Origin of the sequence: Streptomyces cathayae, assembly GCF_029760955.1 — a bacterium.
In the GTDB taxonomy this organism is placed as follows: Bacteria; Actinomycetota; Actinomycetes; order Streptomycetales; family Streptomycetaceae; genus Streptomyces; species Streptomyces cathayae.
Genome location: NZ_CP121682.1, coordinates 1,840,419 through 1,864,968, shown reverse-complemented (window position 1 = coordinate 1,864,968; position 24,550 = coordinate 1,840,419). Strand labels below are relative to the sequence as shown.

Sequence of the window (24,550 nt, the reverse complement as noted above, 5' to 3'; positions counted from 1 at the left end):
GAAGCACGTATGTCTCACCCCCTGCTGGTGGACCCGGCCTGGCTGCACGAGCGCCTCGGGGACCCCGCGATCCGGATCCTCGACGCGACCACCTTCCTCACCCAGCCCGAGGGCGACGGCTACTACGACGTCGAGTCGGGCCGTCAGGCGTACGAGAAGGCCCACATACCCGGCGCCGTCTTCGCCGACCTGCTGAACGACCTCGCCGACCCCGACGCGGACACCACGTTCACCGCGCTCGGCAGCGAGACGTTCGCCGCCCGGCTCGGCGCTCTCGGCGTCGGCCCCGGCACGCACGTGGTCGTCTACGACCAGGGCCCGAACATCTGGGCCACCCGACTGTGGTGGAACCTGCGCTACGAGGGCTTCGACGACGTCTCGGTGCTGAACGGCGGCCTCCCCGCCTGGACCAAGGCGGGCCACGAGGTCAAGAGCGGTGTGGAGTCCAACGAGCCCGCCGTGTTCACCGCGAACCGCCGTCCCGAGCTGTACGCCGACAAGGACGCCGTCCTCGCCGCGATCGAGGACCCCGGCACCCGGCTGGTGAACTCCCTCGACCGGCCGACCTTCGCCGGCACCCGCCAGACCTACGCCCGCCCGGGTCGCATTCCCTCCAGCACGAACGTGCCGTTCCCCGAACTCGCCGACCCCGACGGCCTCTTCCGCGGTCCGGACGAAGTCCGCGGGCTCTTCGAGGAGGCCGGTGCCCTGGACGAGTCCAAGAAGGTCATCACGTACTGCGGCAGTGGCATCGCCGCCACCGGCCTGGCCTTCCAGCTGGCCCTCCTCGGCCGCCCCGACGTCGCGATCTACGACGGCTCCCTCACCGAGTGGGCCGCCGACCCGGCCCTGCCCCTCGAAACCGACTGACGGCCCCGGCACCCCCGGACAGCCCCCGGACCCCCGGGCCTGCGCTGTCCGGGGGCCTGCCGGACCCACGGGCCCTCGGGCGCTCATCACAGATCCACCGCCGGCCCCACCGCCCGCGACCGCCGCCGTATCCTGCCCGGACCGCGCCACCACAGCCGCCGACCGGGAGTCCCCGCGTGACCGAACCGACCGCCCCGCCCGCCCCGAGCGCCCCGCCCGCCTCGGACAAGAGGCCCTTCCTGTACGTCGTCGTCTGTGCGAGCGGGATCGCCGGTGAGGTCGGCACGCTGATCACCGCCGCTCGGCAACGGGGCTGGGACGTCGGAGTCGTGGCCACCCCGCAGGGGCTGGGCTTCCTCGACACGGAAGCGATCGAGGCGCAGACCGGCTACCCGATCCGCTCCGCCTGGCGCAAGCCGGGCGAGGCCCGCCCCCTTCCTCCCGCGGACGCGATCGCCGTCGCCCCGGCCACGTTCAACACGGTCAACAAGTGGGCCGCCGGCATCTCCGACACCCTGGCCCTGGGCATCCTGTGCGAGGCGTACGGCACGGGCGTCCCCATCGCCGTCCTGCCGTACCTCAACGCGGCCCAGGCCGCCCACCCGGCCTACCGGCAGAGCCTGGAACGGCTGACCGGGATGGGCGTCCTGATCGGCTCGCACGAACCGCACCGACCGAAGGCCGGGGGAGGCGCTGACGGCTTCCGCTGGACGGAGGCGCTGGACCTCCTGGAACCCGGGGTGCCCGCGTAGCGCGGCGCGATCGGCGCAGCGCAAGGGCCAACAGGTGTCACCCGAGGCCGGGTTGTGGCAGGCCGTGCGAGCCGCGTACGGGGACAGATGGCGGCGGGGCCGGCAGAGGTGGCCTCGGTGCCGGCCGGAGGGAGTGAGTCGGGCCTGCACGGGCGGCAGGGCGTCGGCGAGACGGACACGCTGATGGGCCAGGCGCCGCCGGACGGGACCGGGCCGACGACAGCCGGGCCGACCTCTCCCAGAAGGACCGGCGCCATTGCGACTGTTCAGGTGGTGCCTTCGGCGGTGACGACGTAGCAGCTGGCGCGCCCTCCGTCTTTTTCCCATTCCTCCTGAGTCGACCACATGTACCAGTAGTCTCCGGCCCGGTCCGCCTCGGAGAGCCAGGGCCCGGGGGCGGTGTCGTAGGCGGCGCGGCAGGCGGCGTCGGCCTTCTCCCGGACGGCCGTGCTACCCGGGTAGGGGCCCGTGCCGAGTGTTCTCTGGGCGAAGATCCTGCCGTCGTGCGCGCCCGAGCACGGCACGTCCACGACGGTGTCCATGACCCGCTGGCCCGTGCTGAAGTCGACGCAGCCACCGGGCTTCACCGAGTCGACCGACCGGACCGCCTCGCGGGCCGGTCGGACGGATCCGTCGGGCTTCGCGTCGGGCTTCGACACACCGTGTCCGGAGAACCGGAGGTCGATGGTCAGGGAGGTGATGTCCTCGAACGCGCTGCCCTTCTTCCCCAGGGTCGTCGAGAGGTCGGCTCGCACGTGGGTGACGCGTCCCCGGCCGTCCACGGAGACGGTCGTCGGCAGCGGGGCGCTCTTGCCGGAGGATCCGGTGGGAAAGGGGGTGGACAGCTCGCGCCTGAGGTCCTCGGGGAACAGTTGCCAGGCGGCGCTGTTGGGCATGTCCGCCTCATAAGTGCGCTGGGAGCCGTCGGTCCGCCGGGATGTCGCCTCCGCGGCACCGAGTCCTTCGAGGAGGGTGCCGCCCACCGGTCCTTCGGATCCGCGCAGGTGGGCGATGCGGTGGATGCCGAGGTCCGGACGGGTGTCGCCCGTCGTGTACTGGAGCCAGTACGCCGCCGACCCGGCGCGGTAGTGGATGTGCTGGGGGTCGACGAGGACGCGCGCCGAGGGGGCGGCGTTGCCCTTGCCCGGGGTGGTGCCCAGGAGTGTGTCCTTCGTTTTTCGGGGGAGCTCCTTCGGCAGTCGCCACTCCGTGGTCGCCTCGCCTGTTCGCTTCGCGAAGTCCATCCGCCCGCTGACGGTCTGCACCGCCCGGCCCTTCTTCGATTCGAAGGTCATGGTCTGGATGAAGTCGGTACCGCCCGCCTTCTGCGTCTGGCGCAGGGCGAGGTAGACCTGGAGGCCGAGCTTCTGGTCGAAGACGGGGTGTTCGGTGGGGGGCTCGGCGGGGGCGTCCTGGCCGCCGGAGCAGGCGGTCAGGAGCAGAGACGCGATGGTGAGCACCGCACCTGTACGGGCAAGGGGTCTGATCATGCCCGTAAGACCCGGCCGGGTAGTGAAGGGTTGCCTCCGTATGGGTCAGCACGTCACCGCGCGCGTGCCGTCCGACCTCCCCGTGGACTCCGCCGTCGGATCACGGTCTTCACCTCAGGAGGGGAGGCGGGCATGAAGAGCCCCGACTGCTGAGGGCAGTCGGGGCTCCGGCAGCGCTCTGGACGACGCGGCTGCCATGTGGCGGGCGTCGCACATGCGGGGGCCCACTGGCCGGTGCGGTATCACCCGGCCGGCCGTGTGTGCGTCTCTGCTGTCAGTCGGTCGAGGTATCGGGGGTGCTCAGGCCCTGGCTGAGGGCTGCGGGCTGCTCCGGGCTCTGGGCGGGGGCGGGGATGAGGCCCGTGGCGGAGGGCGCGGCGAAGACCTCGTCGAGGGTGGTCGCGTCGATGGCGCGGTCGAACCAGAGATCCAGGACCGGCATGTCCGTGCAGGTGGTGACGCGCTGCCGGATCTCTTCCGTCATCGGGAAGCCGCGGCGCTTCATCAGGCGCAGTAGTAGCTCGGCCTTTCCTTCCACGCGTCCTTCTTCCTGTCCTGCGAGGCGGGCGTCGCCCACGATGGTGCCTCGCCTGGGGGTGAAGAGGGTTTCCATGAGGTTCCTCCAGATTTTCCGGGCGTGTTCGCTGCCCAAGCCGTCCTCGATCAGTCCCGCCAGGTCGTCTTGCGCTTCGCGGTCCGTGTCCTGGGCCAATGCCTCGCCCACTACCGTCAGTATGCCCTCGATGTCCGGGTCGTTGCTGTGGATCCACAGGCAGAACGCGGCGAAGTCCAGGTCGGCCGAGGCGTCCTGGATCCGGCTCACACGTGGAACGTTGGAAGGCCCCAGCACGTGAGGCACTGTCACCTGGGTGGGTCGTCCCAGACCGGTACGCAGGGGTCTGGCCGCCCATGCCGCCGTCGCCGGGTCCACGCACAGGACCAGCAGGACGACCTCGAGTTTGTACCGGTCACGCAAGTAGGCGATGTAGTACGGCCAGGAGGTCTCCTTCTTCGTCTCGACGCCGGTCTGCGCCTCGATCAGGAGGATGAACGGCTCGCGCCCGTCGGGACGGACCACCCGCAGCACGGAGTCCATGCTCCGGGTGAACATCTTCGGGGCGCCGGACGCGTCCGTCGGGAGGGTCTCGGTGGTGACACCGGGCGGGATTCCGAGGCCCAGGAGGTCCAGCGCGCGGTTCAGCGCTTTCGGACGTCCCGGCAGGAAACCGTGCAGGGTGTCGTGACTGACGTTGGGCATGACGGGAAACTATGCGCGAAGCAAGAACATTCGTTGGCGTTTGAGATGTGATCACCCGTTTGGTGGATTCCTCCGGGGTTGACGCCGAGGCGTGAGGTCGGGGCAGACGCGGGGGTGTCACGCTTCGGACGGTGTGGTGAGCAGGGCCCGGACGGTCTTGCCGCTGGGTGGGTGGGGGACGCAGTCCCAGTGGTCGGCGAGGGCGGTGACGAGGGTCAGGCCGCGTCCGGTGGTGCTGAGCGGGTCGGGCTCGGTGCCTGCCGGGAGGGAGCGCGGGCCCAGGTCCCCGCGGGCGTCGCTGACTTCGACGCGGAGGCGGCCGGCCGCCGGGTCGTAGGCGAGCGTGAGCCGGAAGCAGCGGCCGGGTACGCGGCCGTGGAGGACGGCGTTGGTGGCGAGTTCGGCGACGACGAGTTCGGCACGCTCCGTGAGGTCCTGCGAGGTGCCCCAAGAACGCAGTTCGGTCACGGCGAGGAGCCGGGCGAGCCGGGCGCCGCGCCGCGTGGACGACAGCAGCTGCGTGAAGGTGCTGGTGGGGGAGGTTACTTGGGGCGGCGTTGCATGGTTCATGACGCCAGAGTGGCGGTCGCGTGCGGGTGAGTACGAGTGCGGCGCGGCGTACGAGGAGTGAGCGTACGGACGCGAACGGTGGACGGTACGGCGGCATTTCAGCGACCCTGCGTGATGCGTGCGGGGAGGCGGCAGGAGGTCGTCGATGCCCCGGGGCGCGCCCACGGCCGAGGCGGTCGAAGCAGTCGAGCGGTGCGGCGGCCGGTGAAAGGTCTCGCGACATCATGGCGTACTGGTTGGTCTGCCGCCCGTGACCTCACCCCGTGCGGAACCGCCTGACCCCCGCCGGAACCGGCCCGGCGCGCAAGACCTTCACTGGCGATTCCGCGGTAGCGGATGAGGGTGCGGGCGGTGATGTCGGTCGTACCCGCTCAGACGGCCGAAGTGCTCTGTGTCGCCTCGCACGCTTCGGTGAGGGCTCGCTGCCTGAGGGTGCCGCCGAACAACTGGATCGTGGTGGCGGCCAGGATGTCGTCCCTGCCGACGGTCCGCCTGTCCCCCCTGCGGGTGGACAGGGCCCGGAGGGAATCATCGAGGGACGGGGGCGGAGTCGGTTCGCCCGACATCGCCAGGGTGACCGTGCCGAAACGTTTGACCCCGCCCTCGCGGACGACCATGGCCGCGTCCCGCGCGAGGTCCGTCAGGAACATGCTCGCGATTCCGTCCAGGTCGCGGACCATCGCCGGGACGGCCGTCACCCCCTGGCTCCGCAGCAGCTTCTTGACCCCGGCCTCGAACCTGTGGGCGCCGACCACAGCACTCGGCTTGCGCGATCTGCTGCGCTTACGAGGAGGCACGATGACACCCTCGGCGTCGTACCGGACACCGGTCAGGCCTCGAAACGTCGGGCTGTGGTCGTACCACTTGTCCCCCACCTCGAGCTCGACGTTCCGGTCGATCGCCGAGATGAGGTCCCCGGGAATCAGCTTCTTCCGGGCCTCCTCCGCCGCCGCTCTCCTCGCGCCGTCGATGATCTCCGTCAGCACCGTCCGCGTCACCGACGCGGCGGCCCACGCGGCCGACCGGGAGACGTGCATCGGGGTCACGTCCCTGAACACCGCTCTGACGAGAGAAGGCTTGAACGGCGAGGCATCCATGACCGAGGCGGTCTCGGGGCCGCTGAGCTCAGGGCGTGCGGGCTGTGTGGTCATCGGAGGAAACGCTCCCTGCTGTCGGAGTGATCAGATGCCCATACTTCACCACGCAGACCCGCTCTCTTGCCCCGTCCTCCGTGGATCAGGCCGCCCCCTGGCCGCTCAACCCCGGGCACGGGCAGGCCAGTTCGGGAAGCGCGCGGTTCGGGGAGCACGTCACCACGGCCAGGGAGAGGTACGAGGGGCGTTCGAGGTAGTGGCCGTACGACATGTCGGCACCCGCGTGCAGGCGTTCGGCGGCGGTGTTCACCAGCCGGGCCAGGCGTGCGGTGTCCCGGTCGCTCTCCGACGTGAACCGGGGGGTGTACTCGGCCAGCCGTTCACCGAGCCAGGCCGCCGCCTCCTTCGCCTCGTCCCAGGTGCCCCGTACCAGTGAGCGGGGCTTGACGAGCCAGTACGCCGTCTCCAGGGGCGGGAGGTCCGACGTGGCGAACTCCGCGGACACCTGGCGGTAGCGCTCGATCAGTTCCGGCCTGCTTCCGGCCGGGGGCGGCTCGGGATGCGGGGGCCGCCGCAGGGCCTCGTCGTCGAAGCGTGCCTTGGGGCCGGTCCACAGGTAGGCGTGGTGGTGCACGAGCTGTTCCCGTTTCGAGAAGCGCCGGCCGGGCGCGGGAAGTGGGCACGGTCCGGCCGGCGGGAGGGGAAGGGGAGGGTCAGACGCCGAGGCCGAAGCGCGCCGGGTCGATACCGGCCGCGTCCAGCTCCTCCGTGGTGAACCGCAGCGGCTGCGCGTCCGGCCGCTTGCTGTCGCCCAGCGCCCAGGCGTCCTCGCCGATCCGGGCCAGGGTCACGCACCCCTCGGTGCAGGGCCCGCCGCACGCCTTCGCGAACGAGGCTCCGCTGATGTCGAGCGCGTACAGGGTGGTTCCGTTCTGCATCACTGCACCTTCTTCCGCTTCGTCTGAACGCGGCCAGGTCCTCCGGCCGCCGCCCGTGGTGGGCGGGAGTTCACGGGAGGGGTGAGGGCCGCCCGGGTGTTTCCGCAGGTGAACGGCGGACACGGACGGTTTCTCCTCGCTCTCCGTGACCTCAGATTGGCGGTCGGACGGGGTGGGGGACGAGTGTGGCACTCCGTACGGTGAGTCAGCGTACGGACACGAAGAGCGGACGGTACGTCTGATGATCCGTCAGCCTGGAGGCGAGTGCGGACGGCGTGAGGAGCCGTCGCGGTGCGGTACGGAGCAGAGGAAAGGGGCGGCGGATGGACAGCGTCGGAGTCGAGGGGGAGGCGGCCGGGGGCGGTGGCGCCGCCGGTGCGCGGGTGGTTCCGGCGGGGGAGTGGGAGCGGGAGCCGCATCCGTCGGACAGCCTGCGCACGTTCGGTGCGTTCGTCCAGGCGCTGCGCGAGCACGCGGGGCTCAGCCGGGTCGACCTCGGCGCCCGGGTGCAGTACTCCAAGCACACCGTGGAGTCGGTGGAGTTGGGGCGCCGGATGCCGGACGAGGCGTTCGTGGAGCGCGCGGAGGAGGCGCTGGGCAACACGGGCGCGCTGCGGAAGGCGGCCAGGCATCTCACGCGGGGCGAGGCGGGGCTGGCGGCGTGGTTCCGGCGGTGGGCGCGGCTGGAGCGGGAGGCGGTGAGCCTGTGCACGTACGAGTGCCGGCTGGTGCCGGGGCTGTTGCAGTCGGAGGCGTATGCGCGGGCGGTGTTCGACAACAGCATCCCGCTGCTGACCGATGAGCAGACGGAGGCTCAGGTCGCCGCCCGAATGGAGCGGCAGACGATGATGCGGGAGCGGCCGACGGTGCCGTTCGGCTTCATCGTGGAGGAGTCGGTTTTCCGACGCGGGCTGGGTGGGGCACAGGTGCAGGCGAGCATGCTGGACCATGTGCTGGAGCTCACCGCGCCACGCCACGTGACGCTTCAAGTGGTGCCGGTGGAACTGGAGTTCCACGGGTGTCTGGACGGGCCCATGCGGATCTTGGAAACCCCGGAGGGGCGTCGAGTCGGCTACTCCGAGGGGCAGCAGAACGGGCGGCTGATCTCCGACGCGAAAGAGGTGAGTCTGCTCTGTCGGCGCTATGACACACTTCGCTCGCAGGCCCTCAACCCCAAGGAATCCCGGGACCTGCTGGAGCGACTGCGAGGAGAGCTATGAGTAGCGGTACGTCGGAACTCGCCTGGCTCAAGTCCAGCTACAGCGGCACCCAGGGCGACGACTGCGTGGAGGTCGCGATCGCCGAACAGGCCGTCCACGTGAGGGACTCCAAGGATGTGGCCCGCCCGTCCTTCGCCATCGGCCGCGAAGGCTGGGGGCAGTTCGTACGGTTCGCGTCGGAGCGCTGAGCGAACCGAGGGCGTGCCGTCCGCCTCTCCGGCGGACGGCACGCCCTCACCGTGTTCGGGTGCCCTTGGCCTCGCCCGTGGGGCCGCAGCCGCTCGGCGGCCACGGTCTCCGGCGCCTCGTCGGTCGCCCGGACCCGGCCCTCCGCGTCCGGTCCCGCTTCCTGACGCTCCTTCAGCACCCGGTCGACGATCGGCACGATGTACGACAGCGATCTGCCGGAACCGGTACCGGTGGTCAGGACGTAGGAGTCGCCCGCCTGCGCGGCCTTGATCGCCTGCCGCTGGTGAAGGTGGAAGGTCAGCGGTCGGCCGGGCGCGGCGAGGTCTCCTTCTTGCCGGCCTGGAAGATCTCCGCGCATCTGGGGTGCAGCACCCCGTCCCGCACGAGGTCGGTGACCTGGCCGCCGTCGGCGAAGAACGGGTTCAGCGACAGCCACGGGTCGGGCCACTGGGACTTCGCCGCCAGGTCGTCCTCGACGAAGCCGGCGATCCGGGCGTCCCAGATCACCGTCCCGCTCTTGGTGAAGCTCTCGTGCTCGTCGATCAGGTCGGTGTGGATGCCGAAGACGTCCATCGCGTCGGGCAGGCGCGGCTCCCGGCGCGGCCAGGGCGCGTTCCCTGCTCCAAGGAGTAACCCCGGTCGGCTGGGCCGTGTTCGAGATGTGCGGCCCCGGTCCGCTCGGTGCACCGGCTGCTTATCCTTGGGGCCATGACTGCCCAGCCTCCGGAGTCCTCTCCGCGCCCCGTTCCCTCAGGAGAGCTCCGTGCCTCTTACGACGACCGGGAAGCCGTGGTGGAGCAGCTGCGCGATGCGGCAGCCGAGGGGCGTATCGATCTCGACGAGCTGGACGCGCGCCTGGAGCAGGCGCTGAAGTCCAAGACCTACGCAGAGTTGGCCGTCCTGACCGCCGACCTGCCGAGGCCGGACTCCGCCGAGAGCCGGCCGCCCCTGGTGCTCAAGGGCGGCCTGCACGGCGCGTCCCGGGGCCCCGGGCGCTGGGAGGTTCCCGGGCACGTGATCGCTCACGGAGGCCTGGGGGGTGTGAAGGTCGACTTCACCCGGGCCGAGTGCCGCCTCACGGAGGTCGCGGTGGAGGCGTACGGGGAGACGGCCGGTGTCACGATCGTCATCCCCGACGGCTGGGCCGCGGACACCGGCGGCATGGATCCCGGCATCGGCGGCCTGAGGGACAAGACCACTCCCGACCGCCTTCCGGGAGCTCCGCTGATCCGGCTCACCGGGTCCGGCGGGATGGCGGGAGTGGTCATCCGCCACCCCAACCGCTGGGAGCGGCGCAAGCTGCACAGCAACCCGACGCAGGGCTAGGACGCGGAGAGTGGGCGGTGTGCCGGCCCTCCGTCACGTCGTGCGGTGAGCGCGGGTGTGATGTCGACCGATGGCCGGCCCCCTCGATCCACGGCCGGCCGTCGCCCCGTTCCGACCGCCCGGGACGGGCCCGGGCGGTCGCCGAAGGCCCAGCCGCCCGTCCCGGGCGAGTGACCCACGTCACGCCCGGCCCCTGTCAGCAATCGGGGCGCCGTCTCGTTCAAGGGGCACGCGAACGAGACAGGAGCAACGCCATGAAGCACCGCATCGTCGTCCTCGGCGCCGGATACGCCGGGGCCTTCGCCGCCGGGAACCTGGCCCGCCGGCTCTCCCCCGCCGACACCGAGATCACCGTCGTCAACGCCGTGCCCGACTTCGTCGAGCGGATGAGGCTCCACCAGCTCGCGACCGGCCAGGACGTCGCGGTCCGCAAGCTCGCCGACGTGTTCGCCGGTACCGGGGTGCGGCTGCGTCTGGCCCGCGTCACCGGCGTCGACCCCGAGCGCAGGACCGTCGCCGTGACCGGCGAGGACGGCGACGGCGAACTCGTGTACGACACGCTTCTCTACGCGCTCGGCAGCTCCGTCGCCCACCACGGCGTCCCCGGCGTGACCGAGTACGCCTTCGACGTGACCGGCCGGTCCTCGGCGCTGCGTCTGCGCGAGCGCCTGGCCGGCCTGGGCCGGGGCGGCACCGTGCTGGTCGTCGGCGAGGGGCTGACCGGCATCGAGACCGCCACCGAGGTCGCCGAGGCCCGGCCCGACCTCTCGGTCGCGCTCGCCGCCCGCGGCGAGCTGGGCGCCTGGCTCTCCCCGAAGGCCCGCCGCCACCTGCGCCGGGCCTTCGACCGGCTCGGCATCACCGTCCACGAGCACACCGGCATCGAAGCCGTCGAGCCGACACGGGCGATCGCCGCCGACGGCAGGTCCCTCCCGGCCGAGGTGACCGTGTGGTCGGCCGGGTTCGCCGTGCACCCCATCGCCGCCGCCGGCGGCCTGGAGGTCGCCGAGACCGGCCAGATCGTGGTCGACCGCACCATGCGCTCGGTCTCGCACCCCGACGTCTACGCCGCCGGTGACTGCGCCTACGCGATCGGCGAGAACGGCCGGCCGCTGCCGATGTCCTGCGCCTCGGCCGGCCTCACCAACATGCAGGCGACCGCCGCGATCATCGCGCGCCTGACGGACAGCGAGGTCCCGACCACCGCGCTGAAGCACTACGGCAACCACATCAGCCTCGGGCGGCGGGACGCGATCGTCCAGATGGTGGACGGGGGCGCCCGGTCGAAGTCCTGGTACCTGGGCGGCCGGACCGCCGCGTGGTTGAAGGCGGGCGTGCTCAAGGGGGCCGGGTGGGGCATCGCCCACCCGACCCTCGGCATACCGAAGCGCAAGCGCCCCCTGGCCACCGCACCGGACCGGGTCGGCGCGAGGGCCGCCGCATAGGCTCCTCCGCATGGACAGCGCAGCCATCGATCGGTTCGAGGTCGGCCGGGGCCGGCTGGCCTCGCTCGCGTACCGTCTGCTCGGCTCGGCGGCCGACGCCGAGGACGCCGTGCAGGACACGTTCCTGCGCTGGCAGGCCGCGGACCGCGAACACATCGAGGTGCCGGAGGCGTGGCTGACCAAGGTCCTCACCCATCTCTGCCTCGACCGGCTCCGCTCGGCGCAGGCGCGCCACGAGCGAGCGGCCGGTGCCTGGCTGCCCGAGCCGCTCCTCGAGGGCGACCCGATGCTCGGCCCGGCCGAGACCTTCGAGCAGCGCGAATCGGTGTCCCTGGCCGTACTGATCCTCATGGAGCGCCTCTCGCCGGTCGAACGGGCCGTCTACGTCCTGCGTGAGGCCTTCTCGTACCCCCATGCCGAGATCGCCCGGATCCTCGACATCACCGAGTCCGCGAGCCAGCAGCACGTCCACCGGGCCCGGCGCCGGGTCACCACCGAGCGCCGCCGCGGCGGCGAGGCCGACCCCGCGTCCGCGCGCCGGGTCGTCGAGGAGTTCCTCGCCGCCGCCGTGTCGGGGCGCACCGAACGGCTGGTGGAACTGCTCACCGACGACGTGACGGCGGTCTCGGACGGCGCCGGACTGGCCAGGCGGCTGCTGCGGTACACGACGCGCGAGCGGGTCGCCTCCTTCGTGCGGGCCGGCTTCAAGCCCACGCCGGCGAAGCGGCGGCTGGCCGGCGGCTCGCCCGTGATCCACACCGCGCTGGTCAACGGCTCCCCGGCCGTCCTCGCCGTGGTCGACGGCCGGGTCGTGGGCGCCGTGGCGTTCGCAGTCCGCGACGGCAAGGTCGCGTCCCTGTGCGGCATCGCCGCCGCGGACCGGCTCGGACGCCTCAACGAGGCCTGGCGGCAGCACGAACCCGATGCGCCGGTCATCAGTGCATGGTGACCGGAGCCAGGCGGTGGGCGCGGCTGGAGCGGGAGGCGGTGAGCCTGTGCACGTACGAGTGCCGGCTGGTGCCGGGGTCGTTGCCGTCGGAGGCGTATGCGCGGGCGGTGTCCGACAACAGCATCCCGCTGCTGACCGATGAGCGGACGGAGGCTCAGGCCACCGCGCGGAGGGAGCGGCGGACGATGATGCGGAGCGGCCGACGGTGCCGTTCGGCTTCATCGTGGAGGAGTCGGTTCTCCGCCGCGGGCCGGGCGGGACGCAGGCGCAGGCGAGCGTGCTGGACCATGTGCGTGAGCTCACCGCGCCGCGCGATGTGACGCTTCGTGCGGTTCGCGTCAGCGCGTCGAACGACGTGAGGGCGTGCTGTTCGCCGGAGTGGCGGACGGCAGGCCCTCATCGCGTTCCGGAGCTCTTGGTCTCGTCAAGACCTTGGTCTTCGCGGGACGCCGCCGGGGCATCGGGGAATCGGCCCGTCGCTCCGCACACTCTGACGGCCCCCGCTCCTGCGAACAGGGGAGGGAGCCGTCAGGTGGGTCCAAAGGCGTATGCCTTCGGCGGGTCATGCGTGGCGGTGCGAGCGCCGGTTGCCGACGATGAGCCGGTAGAGGGCGAGCAGGATGAGGGAGCCGGCGATCGCGGCGATCCAGGTGGAGAGTTCGAAGAACCCGTCGATGGAGTCGACGCCGAAGATGACCTTGCCGAGCCAGCCACCGAGCAGACCGCCGGCGATGCCGATGAGCATGGTGATGATGATTCCGCCCGGATCCTTGCCCGGCATCAGGGCCTTGGCGATGGCGCCGGCGAGCAGGCCGATGATGATCCACGCGATGATGCCCATGGTGTGTCTCCGCTTCGTCGGGTAAAGGCTGTGTCAGTTCATCGTCTGTACCGATCGAGCCGGAACAAACGTCTCTTCCGGATCCGGGTCCTGCCGGCTCCCGGCCCGAGAGGGGCGGTGCGGCGTGGGTGGGGGCTTGGCCCGGAACGGGGTTGCTCGACGGGGACCGGGGCACTTCGGCGCCGTCTTCCGTGCGTAACCAGTGGGTCGAGGTGTCGTTGAGCCGGTGCCGGGGCTGTCTCCGGCGTCGGGGTGGGGGCGAGGGGGAGTTCGGACGTGGCCAGGGCAAGGTGCCGGGCGGGGGCCGTCATCGGAGGGCCGACTCGGCGCATCGTCCGCCGGGGCCGGCCGCGGGGCCACGTGTGCCGAGCGTCATGGGGCCGGTGACCACGTCGAACCGGTGCCCCCGCACACCGTGACCACATCTGCGAGCAACGGGCCGACGCCCGCCACAGAGGAAAGCGATGCCGTATGAGCTCTGGAGAAAGCCCGGGTCTGCCCCGTCCGTCACGGTCCCCGGGACGGTACGTGCCTGCCCGGGGGCTCTACACGGAGGCGGCGCGGCTCCAGCGGCTGGACTGGCTCCGCTCCATGACCCGGTCGGGACTGGACTCCCTGCAGCACACCCGGCTCGACGCGACCAAGCTGACCGGCAACATCGAGGGGCTCGTCGGCACCGTCGAGATCCCGGTCGGCGTGGCCGGGCCCCTGCTGTTCCGCGGGGCGAACGTCCAGGGCGAGGTTTACGCTCCCATGGCCACGACGGAAGGCGCCCTGGTCTCGTCGGCGACGCGGGGGGCCCTGGCCGTCACCATGGCGGGCGGCGTCAGCACACGCGCCGCCCTGCAGGCGATGACGCGTGCTCCTGTCTTCGCGTTCTCCCGACTGGCCGGCGCCGCCCGCTTCGCCTCGGCGGTCATCCGGCACCTCGACGACCTCCGCACGATCATCCGGCAGGTGTCCGACCACGCCGCGCTCCTCTCGATCGAGCCCGTGGTCCTGGGCAGGACCGTCCACCTGAGGTTCAGGTACACCACCGGGGACGCGGCAGGACAGAACATGACGACCGCCTGCACCTGGCACGCGTGCCAGTGGATCCTGCGACAGCCGCAGCTGGTCGCGGACGAGGAGCTCGAGTCCTTCCTCATCGAGGGGAACACCTCCGGGGACAAGAAGGCGTCGGCCCAGGCCGTGGCGGAAGGCCGCGGAATCAGGGTGGCCGCCGACTGCCTACTGCCGGAGGGGGTCGTCCGACGGGTCCTGAGAACCACCCCCGACGAGCTGGTCACGGGATACCAGCACATCACGGCCGGAGCAGTCCACAGCGGGGTCCTGGGGTCCAACGCGAACACCGCCAACATCGTGGCGGCGATCTTCACGGCGACCGGCCAGGACATCGCCTGCGTTCACGAGTCGAGCGTGGGGCAGTTCATCCTCGAGCGCACGCGGGACGGCGTCTACGCGAGTATGACCCTGCCCGGTCTGGCGGTCGGCACGGTCGGGGGCGGTACCCACCTGCCTACGCAGCACGAGCTCTTGGAAGCGATGGGGTGTACCGGCCGGGGAAGCGCCGTCCGGCTGGCGGAGATCATCGCCGGTTTCGCTCTGGCCCTGGACCTCTCGACGGTCTCCGCGGCCGTCGCCGGGCACTTCGCCGACGCTCACGAACGCCTCGGGCGCAACAGGCCGCCCCGCCGGAACAGCGCCGCACAACGGATCGGCATCCCGCCGGCGCCGACGCCGATGTCGGCGCCGACGGTCGGCGAGCCCCGGCCCGTGCCGGTGCCTCGCCCGGTCTCGGAGGCCGGGCCCTGACCCCGGTTCCGGTCCGGTGCTCACTGTTTGCTGCACACCGTCTTCGGCGCCGCTCTGTTGTCGGCGCCTCGGGCGGACTGCGCGTCCTGCATCCTCTGCACATCGTGGAGGACACCCTCGATGTCGGGGTCCTGACCGTCGGCGACCCTTGCGATGGTCAGCAGGACGGCCTCGTAGAAGGCGCCCCGCACGGCAGGTGCCATGACGTCCGAGGCGTCCAGGCAGCGGGGGCCTTCACCGAGCCGTTGTGCGATCTTGTACTCGACCGCGTCGTCCTGTGGTTCTCCCTGCTCCACCCGGCGGTTCGCCGAGAAGACGTCCGCCAGATCGGCCCACTTCTGCTGGCCCTCCGCGGAGGCCAGCCGGCGGATCAGTTCACGGGCCTGGGGGCGGTCGCTGAACAGCGCGGCGAAGTCGCCGGTCACCTCGTGGGCCCGGACCTCGCCGCCGCCTCCGGGCAGGAGCGGAGCGGAGTCCACCAGGTCCGCGTGCCGCGCGTCGTCCTTGTAGAAGGAGAGCGCGAAGGAGCCCTGGTGCTCCAGGGTGCACCCGTCCCGGCCGTCGAACAACAGCCCGTTGCCGTCCGGGGTGCCGCGGTGGTCGGTGAGCAGAGCGTCCTCGGCCGCGTCCTCGTCCTGCCGGAGCAGCTCGGTCCACGCCTTCCAGGCCGTGCGCACCGGATCACTGCGCCACCACTGCACCTCGCCCGTGCCCAGCGCCCACTTCTCGTAGACGTCCGGGCCCGCCCGCTGCAGTACGAGGTCCTCGATCCAGTCGGTGCCGGGCCAGCCGGAGGCGCCGTCGTCCCCCATGCCGATGCACCAACTTCCCAGTGGAGCAGGCTCCTCGGCGGGCCGGTGACCCTCGCGGTACCAGACGATGCTCTTCAGGTCCGCCTTGACCGGGACCCAGTAGACGTCTTCGGAGGGTGAGCCGGTCGACTTCCAGGGGGCGCCGTACTCCTGTGGCTCATAGAGCCGGTTCAGCGGTTTGAGGAGCTCCTGGTCGGCGTATTCGGCGAGTTCGCCGAGGCCCGGCATGATCACGATGTCCGGGGGCTCCCCCGACTGCACCTTGGAGAGCAGCACGTCCCGTTGGGCCGCGGTGCCCTGGTAGCGGAAGGGGACGCCGAAGCCGTGCAGCAGGGTCTCGAACTGCTCCGCCTGCTTGGCCGTCCACGTTCCGAGGATGGTCACCGGTTCCTCGTCGTCGTGCTGCGCCCAGACCACCACCATGCCGAAGGCGGTGAGCAGCAGCATGACCATGGCGAAGACCAGCGTCCTGAACCGCCGGGTCACCGTCGCCTCCAGTAGTCGTTGTCGAGCCGGAGACCGAGCCCCAGCGCGGGCAGGACGACGGTCAGCAGGCTGCCGACGAAAGTGCCCTGGTACACCGGGGCGGTCCAGGCGTCCTCGGCCGTCTTCTGCCGGACCTCCTCCGACTTCTTCGTGACCTCCTGCTGGGCGTCGGCCGGCTCCGTGCCGTTTTCCCGGGACACGTCGGTGATCTGCCGCAGATCCCTGATCGCCCCGTCGAGGCCCTCCTGGGTGGAGGACATCGCCGTCAGCGGGACCACCGCGAGCAGCGCGGTGAGGACGAAGGCCGCGAGCAGGTACGGATTCCAGTCACGGCCGCAGCGGTCGCGCAGCACGAACAGCGCCGAGAGCAGGGTCAACCCCGTCAGCGCCAGGGCGAGTTCGGCGAGCCACCACCCGCCGCGCTGCCACTGCCCCAGGGTGGCGGTGGCTTCGGCGTGCCTCAGCTGGACCTGCTGCAGGGCGTCCAGGCGGGGGACGAGTCCCACCGACTTGCGGGTGAGCAGCGATGTCGCCTCTTCGAGTTTCTGCTTCCGCACGAGGGGCTGGTCAGGGTAGGGGGACGTGCCGAGGGCGAGCGAGTCGCTGTAGGTGGCGAGCAGGCCCTTGACCGTGCCGAGGTCCTGGTCCGTGCGGTCGGCGATCCGGGACAGGCCCTGGTCGGCGGCCGAGAGCTGGGACCGGTAGGCATCGTCCGAGCCCGTGACGTCGGTGAGGCCCCTTTCCACCAGGGTGTGGGCCTCCCGGTCGGCCCGCAGGGCCGCGAGCCGGGTGGCGGCGAGCCCCTGCACGGCCGGTGCCTCGCGGGCCGCGAGCGTTTCGGCGCTGTGCTGGACCTGACGGCAGGAGAGGAACAGGGCGGTCGACGCCACGGCCGTGAGCAGGAACAGGACCAGCAGATGCACCTCCAGCAGCCGGCGGGTCCGCCAGGGGCTCAGACGTCGGCGCCAGAAGGCGGCGGGGGAGAACCGGTACCGGGAGGCGGCGCGTCCGGTGCTCACAGCAGCTTCTCCCCGCATGCGATGCAGTAACGGGCCTCGCTCCCGGCCGGAGTGCCGCAGCCGCCGCAGCGCGGGCCCGGTCGCGCCCCGACGGCGTCGGCCAGGGGCCCACCGGGACGGGATCCGGCGCGCAGGATCATCGGGCCGAGGGAGCCGGCGTCGACGGCGCCCAGCCGGACCAGCCCCGCGGCCGCGTCCTCGATGTCGGCGACCGTGCGGATCTCGTCCAGCACCCAGTCCGTGCCCAACCGCGCCGCCAGCCGGGCGGCCTGTCCCAGGCGGTCCTCGGCGATGTCCGGCCGGTGTTCCTGGAGAGCGGTGAGGCCCTGGCGGAGAAGCCTCCGCATCCTGGCGGTGGCGTTGAGGTCCCGCACGCTGTCGGTGCCCGTCGGGGCGTGGGGCGGGGACTGCTCGGGGAGGTGCCAGCGGGCGATGACGGGCGCGTGGACCTCGCCGATGGAGACCATGGCGAACTGCAGCTCGGTCTCCAGCGGGTCGGCGTCGGAGTCGGCGACCAGGGTGAGCAGGTAGTCGCGTCTGCCCTGCTCCCACTGGTAGGTCGGGAATTTCCAGCGGTGCGGCCGGCCGGGCTGGGGCAGCCCGCCGAGTCGGTGCGGCCGGGGCGTCTTCTCGCTGAGCGAGACCTGGCGGACCGAGGGCCGCACGGTCACTTCGATCGGCAGCCGGGGAGTGTGCACCCGGCGCAGCCGCTGGATGGCGGCGGTGATCGCATGGCCGAGTCCGTCGTCCACGAACTCGGCCGTGCCGTGCAGCCGTTCGGCGAGGGTCAGCAGGGGGTCGGGAACCCAGTTCGCGCCCACGGCGAACACGTCACAGGTGAACTGCCCCGCGCAGGCGTCCAGTTCCTCTTCCAGACGGGTCTCCCCGGCGGCGCTGCTGCCGTCGGTGATCAGCACCAGATGGCGTACGGACACCGGCCGTCCGAAGAGCAGGGCGCGCGCTGTGGCCACCCAGGCGGCGTACCCGGCAGGGCGCGGCCCCTCCCGGTGCAGTGGGAGCGAGCCCGCGACGAAGGCGGCCCGGCGTCTCTCCTCCCGGTCGGCGACGGCCCACTCGTCGGCGCCCCGCGGATAGCAGCGGACCGGCTCGGGGCCGCCGCCGAGCACGGCGAAGGAGATACGGTCGGGCAGGGCACGCAGCGCCGACGGCAGGGCGTGCCGGACGGCCGCCCGGTGGGACTCGGCGACGTCCACCGCGATGATCACGGCGAGCTGGACCGCGGGCAGATCGGTGGGAGCGCCGTCGGCGGCCACGTCCACCCGCAGATGGGCCTCTATCTTCGCGCTCCGGTGCGGGTGCGGATCGCCGCCGAGGTCGACGTGCAGTCGGATGCCCGGCTGCGGCGGCCGGGTGTGGCTGCTCATGGCGTACATCACCGCTCCTTCGCCTTCGTCACCGCGGCACACCGGGTGCCGGGTGCCGCATCGGTCTGTCGTGCCGTGCCGTGCGGTCAGAAAACGCTCTGGGGCCGTACCGCGTGCATGAGGTCCACGAGGTGTTCATGGGCGGCCGGTTCGTGGTGGCGGGCCGCCAGTCGCCGGTAGTGCGCCTCCAGTTGCCTGCGCGACTCGCGCTCCGGCGTGCTCAGACGTCGCAGCGTGCGGGCGTCGAGCCGTCCGGCACCCCCTCCCGGCGCACCGGGCCGGTCGCTGAGGCTGTGCACCGCGTCCAGTTTCCATTCGTGGAGTTCGGTGCCCAGGCGCAGCGCCTCGTCCTCCGACAGGCGGGGCTCCCCGGCGCCCGGACTGCCGCCCTCGAGGCCGCGCAGTTCGGCCAGCGCCGCGTCGACCTCGGCGGGCGAGGGCAGCGGATCGCCGTCTCCGGGCAGCCGGGCCGCGCGGATGCGCAGGGAGGCGATCCGGGCGACGGTGTGGTCCAGGGTGCCCGGCCGGACCCGGCCGAGCACCTCGATGGCCGCCCGGCGGTCACGTGCGCGGAGCGCGAGCCTGGCCAGGCCGAGGGCGGCGCCGCCGTGCGCGGGGTTGCGGGCGAACACCACCTCGTACAGCTCCTCGGCCGTGGGCTCGGCCGTGTCGTCGCCGAGCCGCTCCGCGCAGTAGGCGAGGGCCAGTTTGGGCGCGTACTCGCCGGGCAGTTCGAGGTGGACCCGCGTGAAGTGCCTCCTGGCCTCGACGACCTGCCGCGGGTCGTCGTCGAGGTCGGCGCTGCGCAGCGCGAGCAGGGCGCGGTGCCACTCCAGCCGCCACCGGCGCACGGCGGGCGGCCCGGGAACGGAGTCGGCCGTGTCGAGTTCCTCCTGGGCCCGCTCCAGGTCCTCCCCGGTGTTCCGGTCCAGCAGGACGCGCACGTTGTGCAGGTGGATCTCCACCGAGCGCGGCTTCTCGTCCTCCTGCTCGAGGAGTTGGCCCGGGTCGTAGCCGCTGCTCACCTCGAACCGCGCGGTCTGCGGATCGCCCGGATACGGTCTCGGCACCGGCAGGCAGGCGGCGATCTCGGTGGGTGTGGGGGCGCCGAGGTCGAGGGCCGGCGCCACGGGCGGCTCGTACCGGTCGCGGCGGGGGCGGTCCAGCCAGTGCCCGATGTCCGGCACCGTGCCGAGCCGGGCGCCGAGCAGCCGGGTGGACGGCCGGAAGTAGTCGGAGGGCTCGGGCGGGTCGCTCTTGCCGCGCAGCGCGCGGATCTCCCGCAGGGCGCCGCGCAGTTGGCCGCCCATCTCGCGGGCGTCGGTGAAGCGCCGGTACGGGGAGGGCCGGACGGCACGGTCGACGACCCGATGGAAGGAGGCGGTGCCGAGGCCGGGCACCTCGGCGACGGCCCAGCGGGCGAGCTCCCGCAGGGTGGCGCCGACGGTGTGCAGGTCGTGGGCGACGGTGGGCACGGCCGACGTCTCGGTCTCGGGCGCCGTGTAGCCGGCCGTGACATGGGCGGGTGGCTGGCTCTGGCCCTGTTCGCGCATGCCGCCGAGATCGATGACCTTGACGCCGTCCCGGTGGTGCACGACGTTGGAGGGCTTCATGTCCCCGTACACGAAGACCCGTTCGCCGTCGGCGTGCAGGTGGACGAAGGCTTCGAGGATCTGGCAGCCGTACGCCGCGACGTGCTCGATGTCGAGGACGGACGTACCGCGCCGGACGTCCTCGACGACTTTCGCGAGGGTGCCGTCGCCGACGTCGTCCATGACGATGTAGCCGCCGGTGACCTGGCCGGTGTCGTCGCTGCGGGCGACGAAGTCGCGGATCTGCACGATGCGGGGGTGGCGGATGGCGACGAGGTTGCGGCGCTCGACGTCGGCGAGCCGGGCGCCGTCGTGCTCGTACCGGTTGAGCAGTCCCTTGACGGCGACGACGTCACCGAGGTGGGTGTCCTCGGCGAGGTAGACCCAGCCCTGTCCGCCGTGCGCGATGGGTCCCATGATCCGGTACTGGTCGCGCAGCAGGTCGCCCTCGGCGAGTTCGGGCCGGTACGAGTAGCGCTCGCCGCAGACCGGGCAGAACCCCTTGATCGGCACCGGGCCCTCGGTGTAGGGCGGGGCGAAGGTGATGCCGCACCCGGGGGACGAGCAGTCCATGCGGATGCGCAGGGGCGCCTCGGGACGGACGAGGCGTTCCTCGGCGGGGCGTGGTTCCCGCTCGGGGAGGGCGAGGAGCTCGCGGGGGCCGCGTTCCCGGGGGTCCTCGGGAAGGGCGGGCAGTGCGGGGCCGCTCTCCGCGCGGCCGCACGCGGCGCAGTGGCCGGTGGGCAGCACGGTGCCGCCGCAGGGGGCTCCGGTGAAGCGGCGGTGCGGGCAGGTCGTCATCTTCGTGTGGTCCTCCTCCCCTGCCCGGGGCGGGCGGAGCACCGCATCACCGGTCTCCGTGGTGTCTCAGGTCGGCGCGCAGGGCCCTGATCAGTGCGCGCAGCCGGGTGAGTTGCCGCTGCGGGTCCTGCTCCCCGTCGATCAGGTGGCGCGCGGCCCGGTGCCGGTCGGCCGTCTCGGTCACGGAGTCGAGGGAGGCGCTGTCGACGATGTCGCGGCGGATCGCCCGGCTGAACTCCGCGCTCCGCAGACGGGCGAGCAGGGTGTCCGCGTGATGGAGCAGCGCGGGCCGCAGGAGCCGGTCGCGGGACGCGGTCCAGCCGGGGCCGCCCTCGTGGCGGAAGACGAGCAGCAGCCGGAAGCCGAACACCCGTAACCGGGCCAGGAGTTCGATCAGTGGACCCGGCCGGGGCTCCTCGTCGAGGCCGTCGACGAGGACCGTGACCGGCCGGACGGGCGCACGGTCGGCCGCCTGCGCGGGTGCGGGCTTGGCGCCGCGCAGCCAGTCCCAGTACGCCAGGTACTCGCCGGCCGGGAAGGTGACCTGGTCCAAGGCGTGGTCGACGAGGTCCGGCCTGCTGGCGCCGCCGCGGTGGACCACGTGGACGCGGTGCAGCAGATGGCGCAGCGAGCGGTCCTTTCCGCTGCCCGGAGGCACCACGGTGATCTTCACCGGGTCCCCGTCCGGATCGTCGAACCACCGGGTCAGCCGCTCCTCGAAGCCGTGATCCCAGGCCTGCGGGCTGCTCAACTCTCTGATGACCGGCGAGAGTTCGGCGATACGCTCCATGGGGATCAGATACGAGAAGGAGATCCGGTTGTCCTCGGGCAGCAGTTCGCCCAGATCGCCGCGCCAGCTGACGACGAGGCCGACCACCCGGGTGGGACGCCCTTCCCGCGGCCGGGTGCACACGGCCGCACCGCTGAAGCCGGCGCGCACCACCTCCGACTTGGTGACGGCGTCGAGCTGCACCCGTTCACCGCTGGCGCCACCGATCCGCCCCCACAGGCTCATGCCGTCGTCGAAGCCCTCCGCGTAACCGGTCGCGTAGACCTCCATCCCGCCCCACAGCCCGGTTTCCAGCAGGGCACGACGGGCCTGCGGGCGGGGGCTGTCCAGGCGCAGCACGGCGACGTCCTCGCCGTTCTCGCGCTCCGGCAGCCAGCCGCCGGGCAGGACGCGTGCGGAGACCGGTTCGAGCCCGCTGTTCTCGGCGAACTCCAGCCACATGACGGCGTCCGGGCGGCGCACGACGTGTGCGCAGGTCAGTGCCGTGTACTGGTCGACGAGCACGCCGGCACCACAGACGGGGCCGTGCGCGTCCTCGCGTCGCAGTCTGAGTCTCCAGTCCGCACGCAATTCCCCCATGCTGTCTCACACTACGCGCACAGCATGGTGCGTCCCTAGACTTGTGAGCAGAGTGGATCGGTCAACCAACGGAAAACGGGGGTGCGTTGACATGGGAGATGTGGAACCGATCGGTCTTGCGGAGGCCATCGGCTCGGTCCGTGCGGAGCTGGCGCGGGCCCAGGCGGAAGGAGCGGAGAGCGACTGGCGGTTCACCGTGGAGCAGGTCAGCCTGGAGTTCTCGGTGCAGTTCCACCGGGCCGGCGAGGGCGGGGCGGGCCTGCGCCTGGGCGTGGTCGAGGCGCGTCTGGGCGGCTCGGTGAGCCATGACTCCACGCACCGCATCGAGGTCGCCCTCAAGCCCCTTCCCCGCCCCGACGGCACTCACCACAAGGTGAGCCGCGAGGACACCGCTGCCCCCCACCGGCCGGAACCGCACGACGGCTCCCTCCTGCGGGGCTAGGGTGACGCGCCGCAGAACCGGAGCCTGAGTTTCCTGCCGGCCGAGGAGGCGTCGGCTGCTTCCGCCGGAGACGGAGGCGTCGGACCTCCTGGAACCCAGGACTGTGGTGTGATGCCTCATCAACTTCCATATCCGGAATCCCGTTCCGGATGAGGCCGACGAGTCGGTGGTGCCTCCGGCACGGTGGCTCGGCCATGCGGATCCCGGGTTCATCCTCCGCGAGTACGCACACCTCCTGCCTCGCTCGGGAGCGACTTGCTCCCGGCCCGAAATCCCAGGGAACTTCCACTGCCCGCAGCCACTCCTTCGGCTCTGTGCAGGGCGCGTGAGTGTGCTGTGGGCTGGGGTCCGATGACCGGGCGTCCACCTTGGAGAGCAACCCGTCTTCGGTGACGTTCGCGGCCGGTGAGCCCTCCGAAGCCGGGCGGACCGGTGTGTACCACGGTCGTGCAGTCCGGGACGGGTGGTCGCAGCGGAATGAGTGCGATGGTCGGGCGCGGTCACAAAATTTCTTCATGCGGTGACAAGTCGTTCAACACCGGTTTCGAGCAACGAGTCCATCGAATTCAGTAGGGTCGCTGCTATGACGAGCTGATCGTATTCCACTCGGAGGATGAGGATGCGGAAGTATTCGATCACTCGTGCCAGGTCGTCCAGAGCCAGCTCTGCCTCGTCGTTGTCGATCAGTTCGCGTACTGACCTCAGCGCCGTGGCGGGCCCTTTCTCTCCTGTCACTCGGCGTGCGATGCCCTCGGTGGTGGCATGCAAGAGGGCGTCGGGTGAGTCGGCGGGCTGCATGTCAGGGGACACCGTCCTTGGGTGAGGCGTACGGACCGGCGGTGCGCTCCGCCTGGCCGGGTGGGACAACATCGCCGAGAGCCTGCGTCATCACGGACGGGACATGACCCGGCCACCGGCAGCCCTCGGGCTCACGTGATCATTCCGCGCGGATCGCGAGAACGGCAGAGCCCAGCGGGCACCCCCCCCGGGGGGGTGCCCGCTTACTGATCGAGACAGTGCTAGGCCGACGGTTTCTTGGCGGAGGAGGACTCCTTGCCATCTCTACCGAATCCCGGAGCTTCTCCCAGAGTGATCACCCAAGTGTCGTCGTCTCGGGACATCGGCAGGTCCAAGGCGAATGTCTCGCCTTCCTTGTCGGTGCTCGTGATCCGGGCGCTGACCACGTCCGGTCCGAAGTCGTGCGACATACGGATGTTCTCGGTCTTCAGTCCGCGGCCGCCGTCGGCCGCGACGAGTTCCTCGGCATCTTTCTCCGCGTCCTTGTAGCCAGGAGTGCCCAGCTTGACGAGTGCGTCCACGTCCTTCTTGTTGAGGGCTACCACGTATGCTTCCGCCGTCTGCTTCTCCGAACGGCCTGCTGCCGTTCGGGCTTCCTGTGCGCAACCGACTGCCAGCGCGCCCACCAGGGCGAGCACGGCGAGGGGTGACTTCTTCACAGGCGATTCTCCCTTCGCTCGGGTGTGTCAACTTAACGGGCCTGTCTCACCATTCGGTGGTGACAGAAAGTCATCGCTGATGTGCCTGGTCCGGGCTCTGAGGAGAGCAGCCGCAGACACGCCGTCGAGCGGGACGGAAACGGTGTCGACGGTCGCGTCACCCGTGCTGGTCTGGGAGTGCTGCCGCCAGCCACGGCAACTACTTACCGTCACCACCGAATGTGAGACAGGGCCACTCGCCTGACAGTCCCAGCCCTGCCGCACGAGCTCCCGCGGAACCCGCGACGCCACCCTGTGCACTGCCGCCATCAGCCGGTTCCCCGTCTTCTTGACGCCGTGGCGCGTTCCGTACGCCCGCTCCGGAAGGGATGCTGTGGGCCGGTGGCCGCGTTCACCGGCCTCCCCGTGCGACGGGGCACGAGGAGGAAAT

26 protein-coding genes are annotated in these 24,550 nt (G+C 71.5%); 10 read left to right on the top strand and 16 right to left on the bottom strand.

Features of this window, described 5'->3' with window-relative positions; translation table 11 throughout:
* The first annotated feature begins 9 nt into the window (after nucleotides 1-9).
* Complete coding sequence (locus tag PYS65_RS08395; protein WP_279333166.1) at nucleotides 10-870, top strand: sulfurtransferase; 861 nt, start codon at nucleotides 10-12, stop codon at nucleotides 868-870.
* A gap of 176 nt (nucleotides 871-1,046) precedes the next feature.
* Nucleotides 1,047-1,622 carry a flavoprotein gene (locus PYS65_RS08390; protein WP_279333165.1) on the top strand — a complete coding sequence of 192 codons (576 nt, stop codon included), beginning with the start codon at nucleotides 1,047-1,049 and terminating at the stop codon, nucleotides 1,620-1,622.
* Between the two features lie 266 nt (nucleotides 1,623-1,888).
* Here the strand turns inward: PYS65_RS08390 and PYS65_RS08385 are convergent, their stop codons facing one another.
* From PYS65_RS08385 to PYS65_RS08360, 6 genes are all read right to left on the bottom strand, one after another.
* A complete protein-coding gene (locus PYS65_RS08385) occupies nucleotides 1,889-3,112 on the bottom strand; it encodes a septum formation family protein (RefSeq protein ID WP_279333164.1) in 1,224 nt (407 codons plus the stop codon).
* Between the two features lie 274 nt (nucleotides 3,113-3,386).
* Nucleotides 3,387-4,370: an RpnC/YadD family protein gene (locus tag PYS65_RS08380; RefSeq protein WP_279333163.1), complete on the bottom strand. Its 984-nt coding sequence runs from the start codon at nucleotides 4,368-4,370 to the stop codon at nucleotides 3,387-3,389.
* A gap of 117 nt (nucleotides 4,371-4,487) precedes the next feature.
* Nucleotides 4,488-4,940, bottom strand: coding sequence for an ATP-binding protein (locus tag PYS65_RS08375; protein ID WP_279333162.1), 453 nt, complete (start codon nucleotides 4,938-4,940; stop codon nucleotides 4,488-4,490).
* 371 nt (nucleotides 4,941-5,311) lie between these two features.
* Nucleotides 5,312-6,091, bottom strand: a complete 780-nt coding sequence (locus PYS65_RS08370) for a hypothetical protein (protein WP_279333161.1) — start codon at nucleotides 6,089-6,091, stop codon at nucleotides 5,312-5,314.
* 85 nt (nucleotides 6,092-6,176) lie between these two features.
* Nucleotides 6,177-6,668: a hypothetical protein gene (locus PYS65_RS08365; RefSeq protein ID WP_279333160.1), complete on the bottom strand. Its 492-nt coding sequence runs from the start codon at nucleotides 6,666-6,668 to the stop codon at nucleotides 6,177-6,179.
* Nucleotides 6,669-6,747: 79 nt separating this feature from the next.
* A complete protein-coding gene (locus PYS65_RS08360) occupies nucleotides 6,748-6,972 on the bottom strand; it encodes a DUF397 domain-containing protein (protein WP_279333159.1) in 225 nt (74 codons plus the stop codon).
* A 323-nt stretch (nucleotides 6,973-7,295) separates the two neighbouring features.
* Between PYS65_RS08360 and PYS65_RS08355 the strand changes: the two genes are divergently transcribed.
* Entirely contained in the window at nucleotides 7,296-8,192 is an 897-nt protein-coding gene (locus PYS65_RS08355; protein WP_279333158.1) for a helix-turn-helix domain-containing protein, read from the top strand.
* A complete protein-coding gene (locus PYS65_RS08350; protein WP_279333157.1) occupies nucleotides 8,189-8,380 on the top strand; it encodes a DUF397 domain-containing protein in 192 nt (63 codons plus the stop codon). The genes PYS65_RS08355 and PYS65_RS08350 overlap by 4 nt, the downstream gene beginning before the upstream one ends.
* A gap of 298 nt (nucleotides 8,381-8,678) precedes the next feature.
* Here the strand turns inward: PYS65_RS08350 and PYS65_RS08345 are convergent, their stop codons facing one another.
* Nucleotides 8,679-8,954, bottom strand: a complete 276-nt coding sequence (locus PYS65_RS08345; RefSeq protein ID WP_279333156.1) for a hypothetical protein — start codon at nucleotides 8,952-8,954, stop codon at nucleotides 8,679-8,681.
* A 135-nt stretch (nucleotides 8,955-9,089) separates the two neighbouring features.
* Here PYS65_RS08345 and PYS65_RS08340 point away from each other — a divergent pair, with 135 nt between their 5' ends.
* The 3 genes from PYS65_RS08340 to PYS65_RS08330 all read left to right on the top strand — a co-directional run bounded on the left by PYS65_RS08340 (nucleotide 9,090) and on the right by PYS65_RS08330 (nucleotide 12,101).
* Nucleotides 9,090-9,707, top strand: a complete 618-nt coding sequence (locus tag PYS65_RS08340) for a DUF1707 SHOCT-like domain-containing protein (protein ID WP_279333155.1) — start codon at nucleotides 9,090-9,092, stop codon at nucleotides 9,705-9,707.
* A 254-nt stretch (nucleotides 9,708-9,961) separates the two neighbouring features.
* A complete protein-coding gene (locus tag PYS65_RS08335; protein WP_279333154.1) occupies nucleotides 9,962-11,152 on the top strand; it encodes an NAD(P)/FAD-dependent oxidoreductase in 1,191 nt (396 codons plus the stop codon).
* Between the two features lie 10 nt (nucleotides 11,153-11,162).
* Nucleotides 11,163-12,101 (top strand): sigma-70 family RNA polymerase sigma factor, encoded by a 939-nt coding sequence (locus PYS65_RS08330; RefSeq protein ID WP_279333153.1) that lies wholly within the window; start codon nucleotides 11,163-11,165, stop codon nucleotides 12,099-12,101.
* Here PYS65_RS08330 and PYS65_RS35145 read toward each other — a convergent pair.
* Nucleotides 12,088-12,225, bottom strand: a complete 138-nt coding sequence (locus PYS65_RS35145) for a hypothetical protein (protein WP_387038425.1) — start codon at nucleotides 12,223-12,225, stop codon at nucleotides 12,088-12,090. The genes PYS65_RS08330 and PYS65_RS35145 overlap by 14 nt on opposite strands.
* On the opposite strand from PYS65_RS35145, the gene PYS65_RS08325 reads away from it, so the two are divergent.
* On the top strand, nucleotides 12,170-12,421 hold the full coding sequence (locus PYS65_RS08325) for a hypothetical protein (RefSeq protein ID WP_423836154.1): 252 nt from the start codon (nucleotides 12,170-12,172) through the stop codon (nucleotides 12,419-12,421). The two genes, PYS65_RS35145 and PYS65_RS08325, sit on opposite strands and share 56 nt — an antisense overlap.
* 242 nt (nucleotides 12,422-12,663) lie before the next feature.
* Here the strand turns inward: PYS65_RS08325 and PYS65_RS08320 are convergent, their stop codons facing one another.
* Nucleotides 12,664-12,942 (bottom strand): GlsB/YeaQ/YmgE family stress response membrane protein, encoded by a 279-nt coding sequence (locus PYS65_RS08320; RefSeq protein ID WP_279333152.1) that lies wholly within the window; start codon nucleotides 12,940-12,942, stop codon nucleotides 12,664-12,666.
* Nucleotides 12,943-13,470: 528 nt separating this feature from the next.
* Between PYS65_RS08320 and PYS65_RS08315 the strand changes: the two genes are divergently transcribed.
* Nucleotides 13,471-14,757, top strand: a complete 1,287-nt coding sequence (locus tag PYS65_RS08315; protein WP_279333151.1) for a hydroxymethylglutaryl-CoA reductase — start codon at nucleotides 13,471-13,473, stop codon at nucleotides 14,755-14,757.
* 20 nt (nucleotides 14,758-14,777) lie between these two features.
* Here the strand turns inward: PYS65_RS08315 and PYS65_RS08310 are convergent, their stop codons facing one another.
* The 5 genes from PYS65_RS08310 to PYS65_RS08290 form a co-directional block, all read right to left on the bottom strand.
* Complete coding sequence (locus PYS65_RS08310) at nucleotides 14,778-16,055, bottom strand: ABC transporter substrate-binding protein (RefSeq protein ID WP_279333150.1); 1,278 nt, start codon at nucleotides 16,053-16,055, stop codon at nucleotides 14,778-14,780.
* Entirely contained in the window at nucleotides 16,052-17,074 is a 1,023-nt protein-coding gene (locus tag PYS65_RS08305) for a hypothetical protein (RefSeq protein ID WP_279333149.1), read from the bottom strand. Before PYS65_RS08305 ends, PYS65_RS08310 begins: the two co-directional genes overlap by 4 nt.
* Nucleotides 17,071-18,459, bottom strand: a complete 1,389-nt coding sequence (locus PYS65_RS08300) for a vWA domain-containing protein (RefSeq protein WP_279333148.1) — start codon at nucleotides 18,457-18,459, stop codon at nucleotides 17,071-17,073. Before PYS65_RS08300 ends, PYS65_RS08305 begins: the two co-directional genes overlap by 4 nt.
* Before the next feature lie 86 nt (nucleotides 18,460-18,545).
* On the bottom strand, nucleotides 18,546-20,852 hold the full coding sequence (locus PYS65_RS08295) for a tetratricopeptide repeat protein (protein ID WP_279333147.1): 2,307 nt from the start codon (nucleotides 20,850-20,852) through the stop codon (nucleotides 18,546-18,548).
* A 46-nt stretch (nucleotides 20,853-20,898) separates the two neighbouring features.
* On the bottom strand, nucleotides 20,899-22,221 hold the full coding sequence (locus PYS65_RS08290) for a trypsin-like peptidase domain-containing protein (protein WP_279333146.1): 1,323 nt from the start codon (nucleotides 22,219-22,221) through the stop codon (nucleotides 20,899-20,901).
* A 91-nt stretch (nucleotides 22,222-22,312) separates the two neighbouring features.
* Between PYS65_RS08290 and PYS65_RS08285 the strand changes: the two genes are divergently transcribed.
* Entirely contained in the window at nucleotides 22,313-22,663 is a 351-nt protein-coding gene (locus PYS65_RS08285) for a trypco2 family protein (protein WP_279333145.1), read from the top strand.
* Nucleotides 22,664-23,176: 513 nt separating this feature from the next.
* Here PYS65_RS08285 and PYS65_RS08280 read toward each other — a convergent pair.
* Nucleotides 23,177-23,461 (bottom strand): hypothetical protein, encoded by a 285-nt coding sequence (locus tag PYS65_RS08280; RefSeq protein ID WP_279333144.1) that lies wholly within the window; start codon nucleotides 23,459-23,461, stop codon nucleotides 23,177-23,179.
* A 221-nt stretch (nucleotides 23,462-23,682) separates the two neighbouring features.
* Nucleotides 23,683-24,120 carry a hypothetical protein gene (locus PYS65_RS08275; RefSeq protein ID WP_279333143.1) on the bottom strand — a complete coding sequence of 146 codons (438 nt, stop codon included), beginning with the start codon at nucleotides 24,118-24,120 and terminating at the stop codon, nucleotides 23,683-23,685.
* Nucleotides 24,121-24,550: the final 430 nt, after the last annotated feature.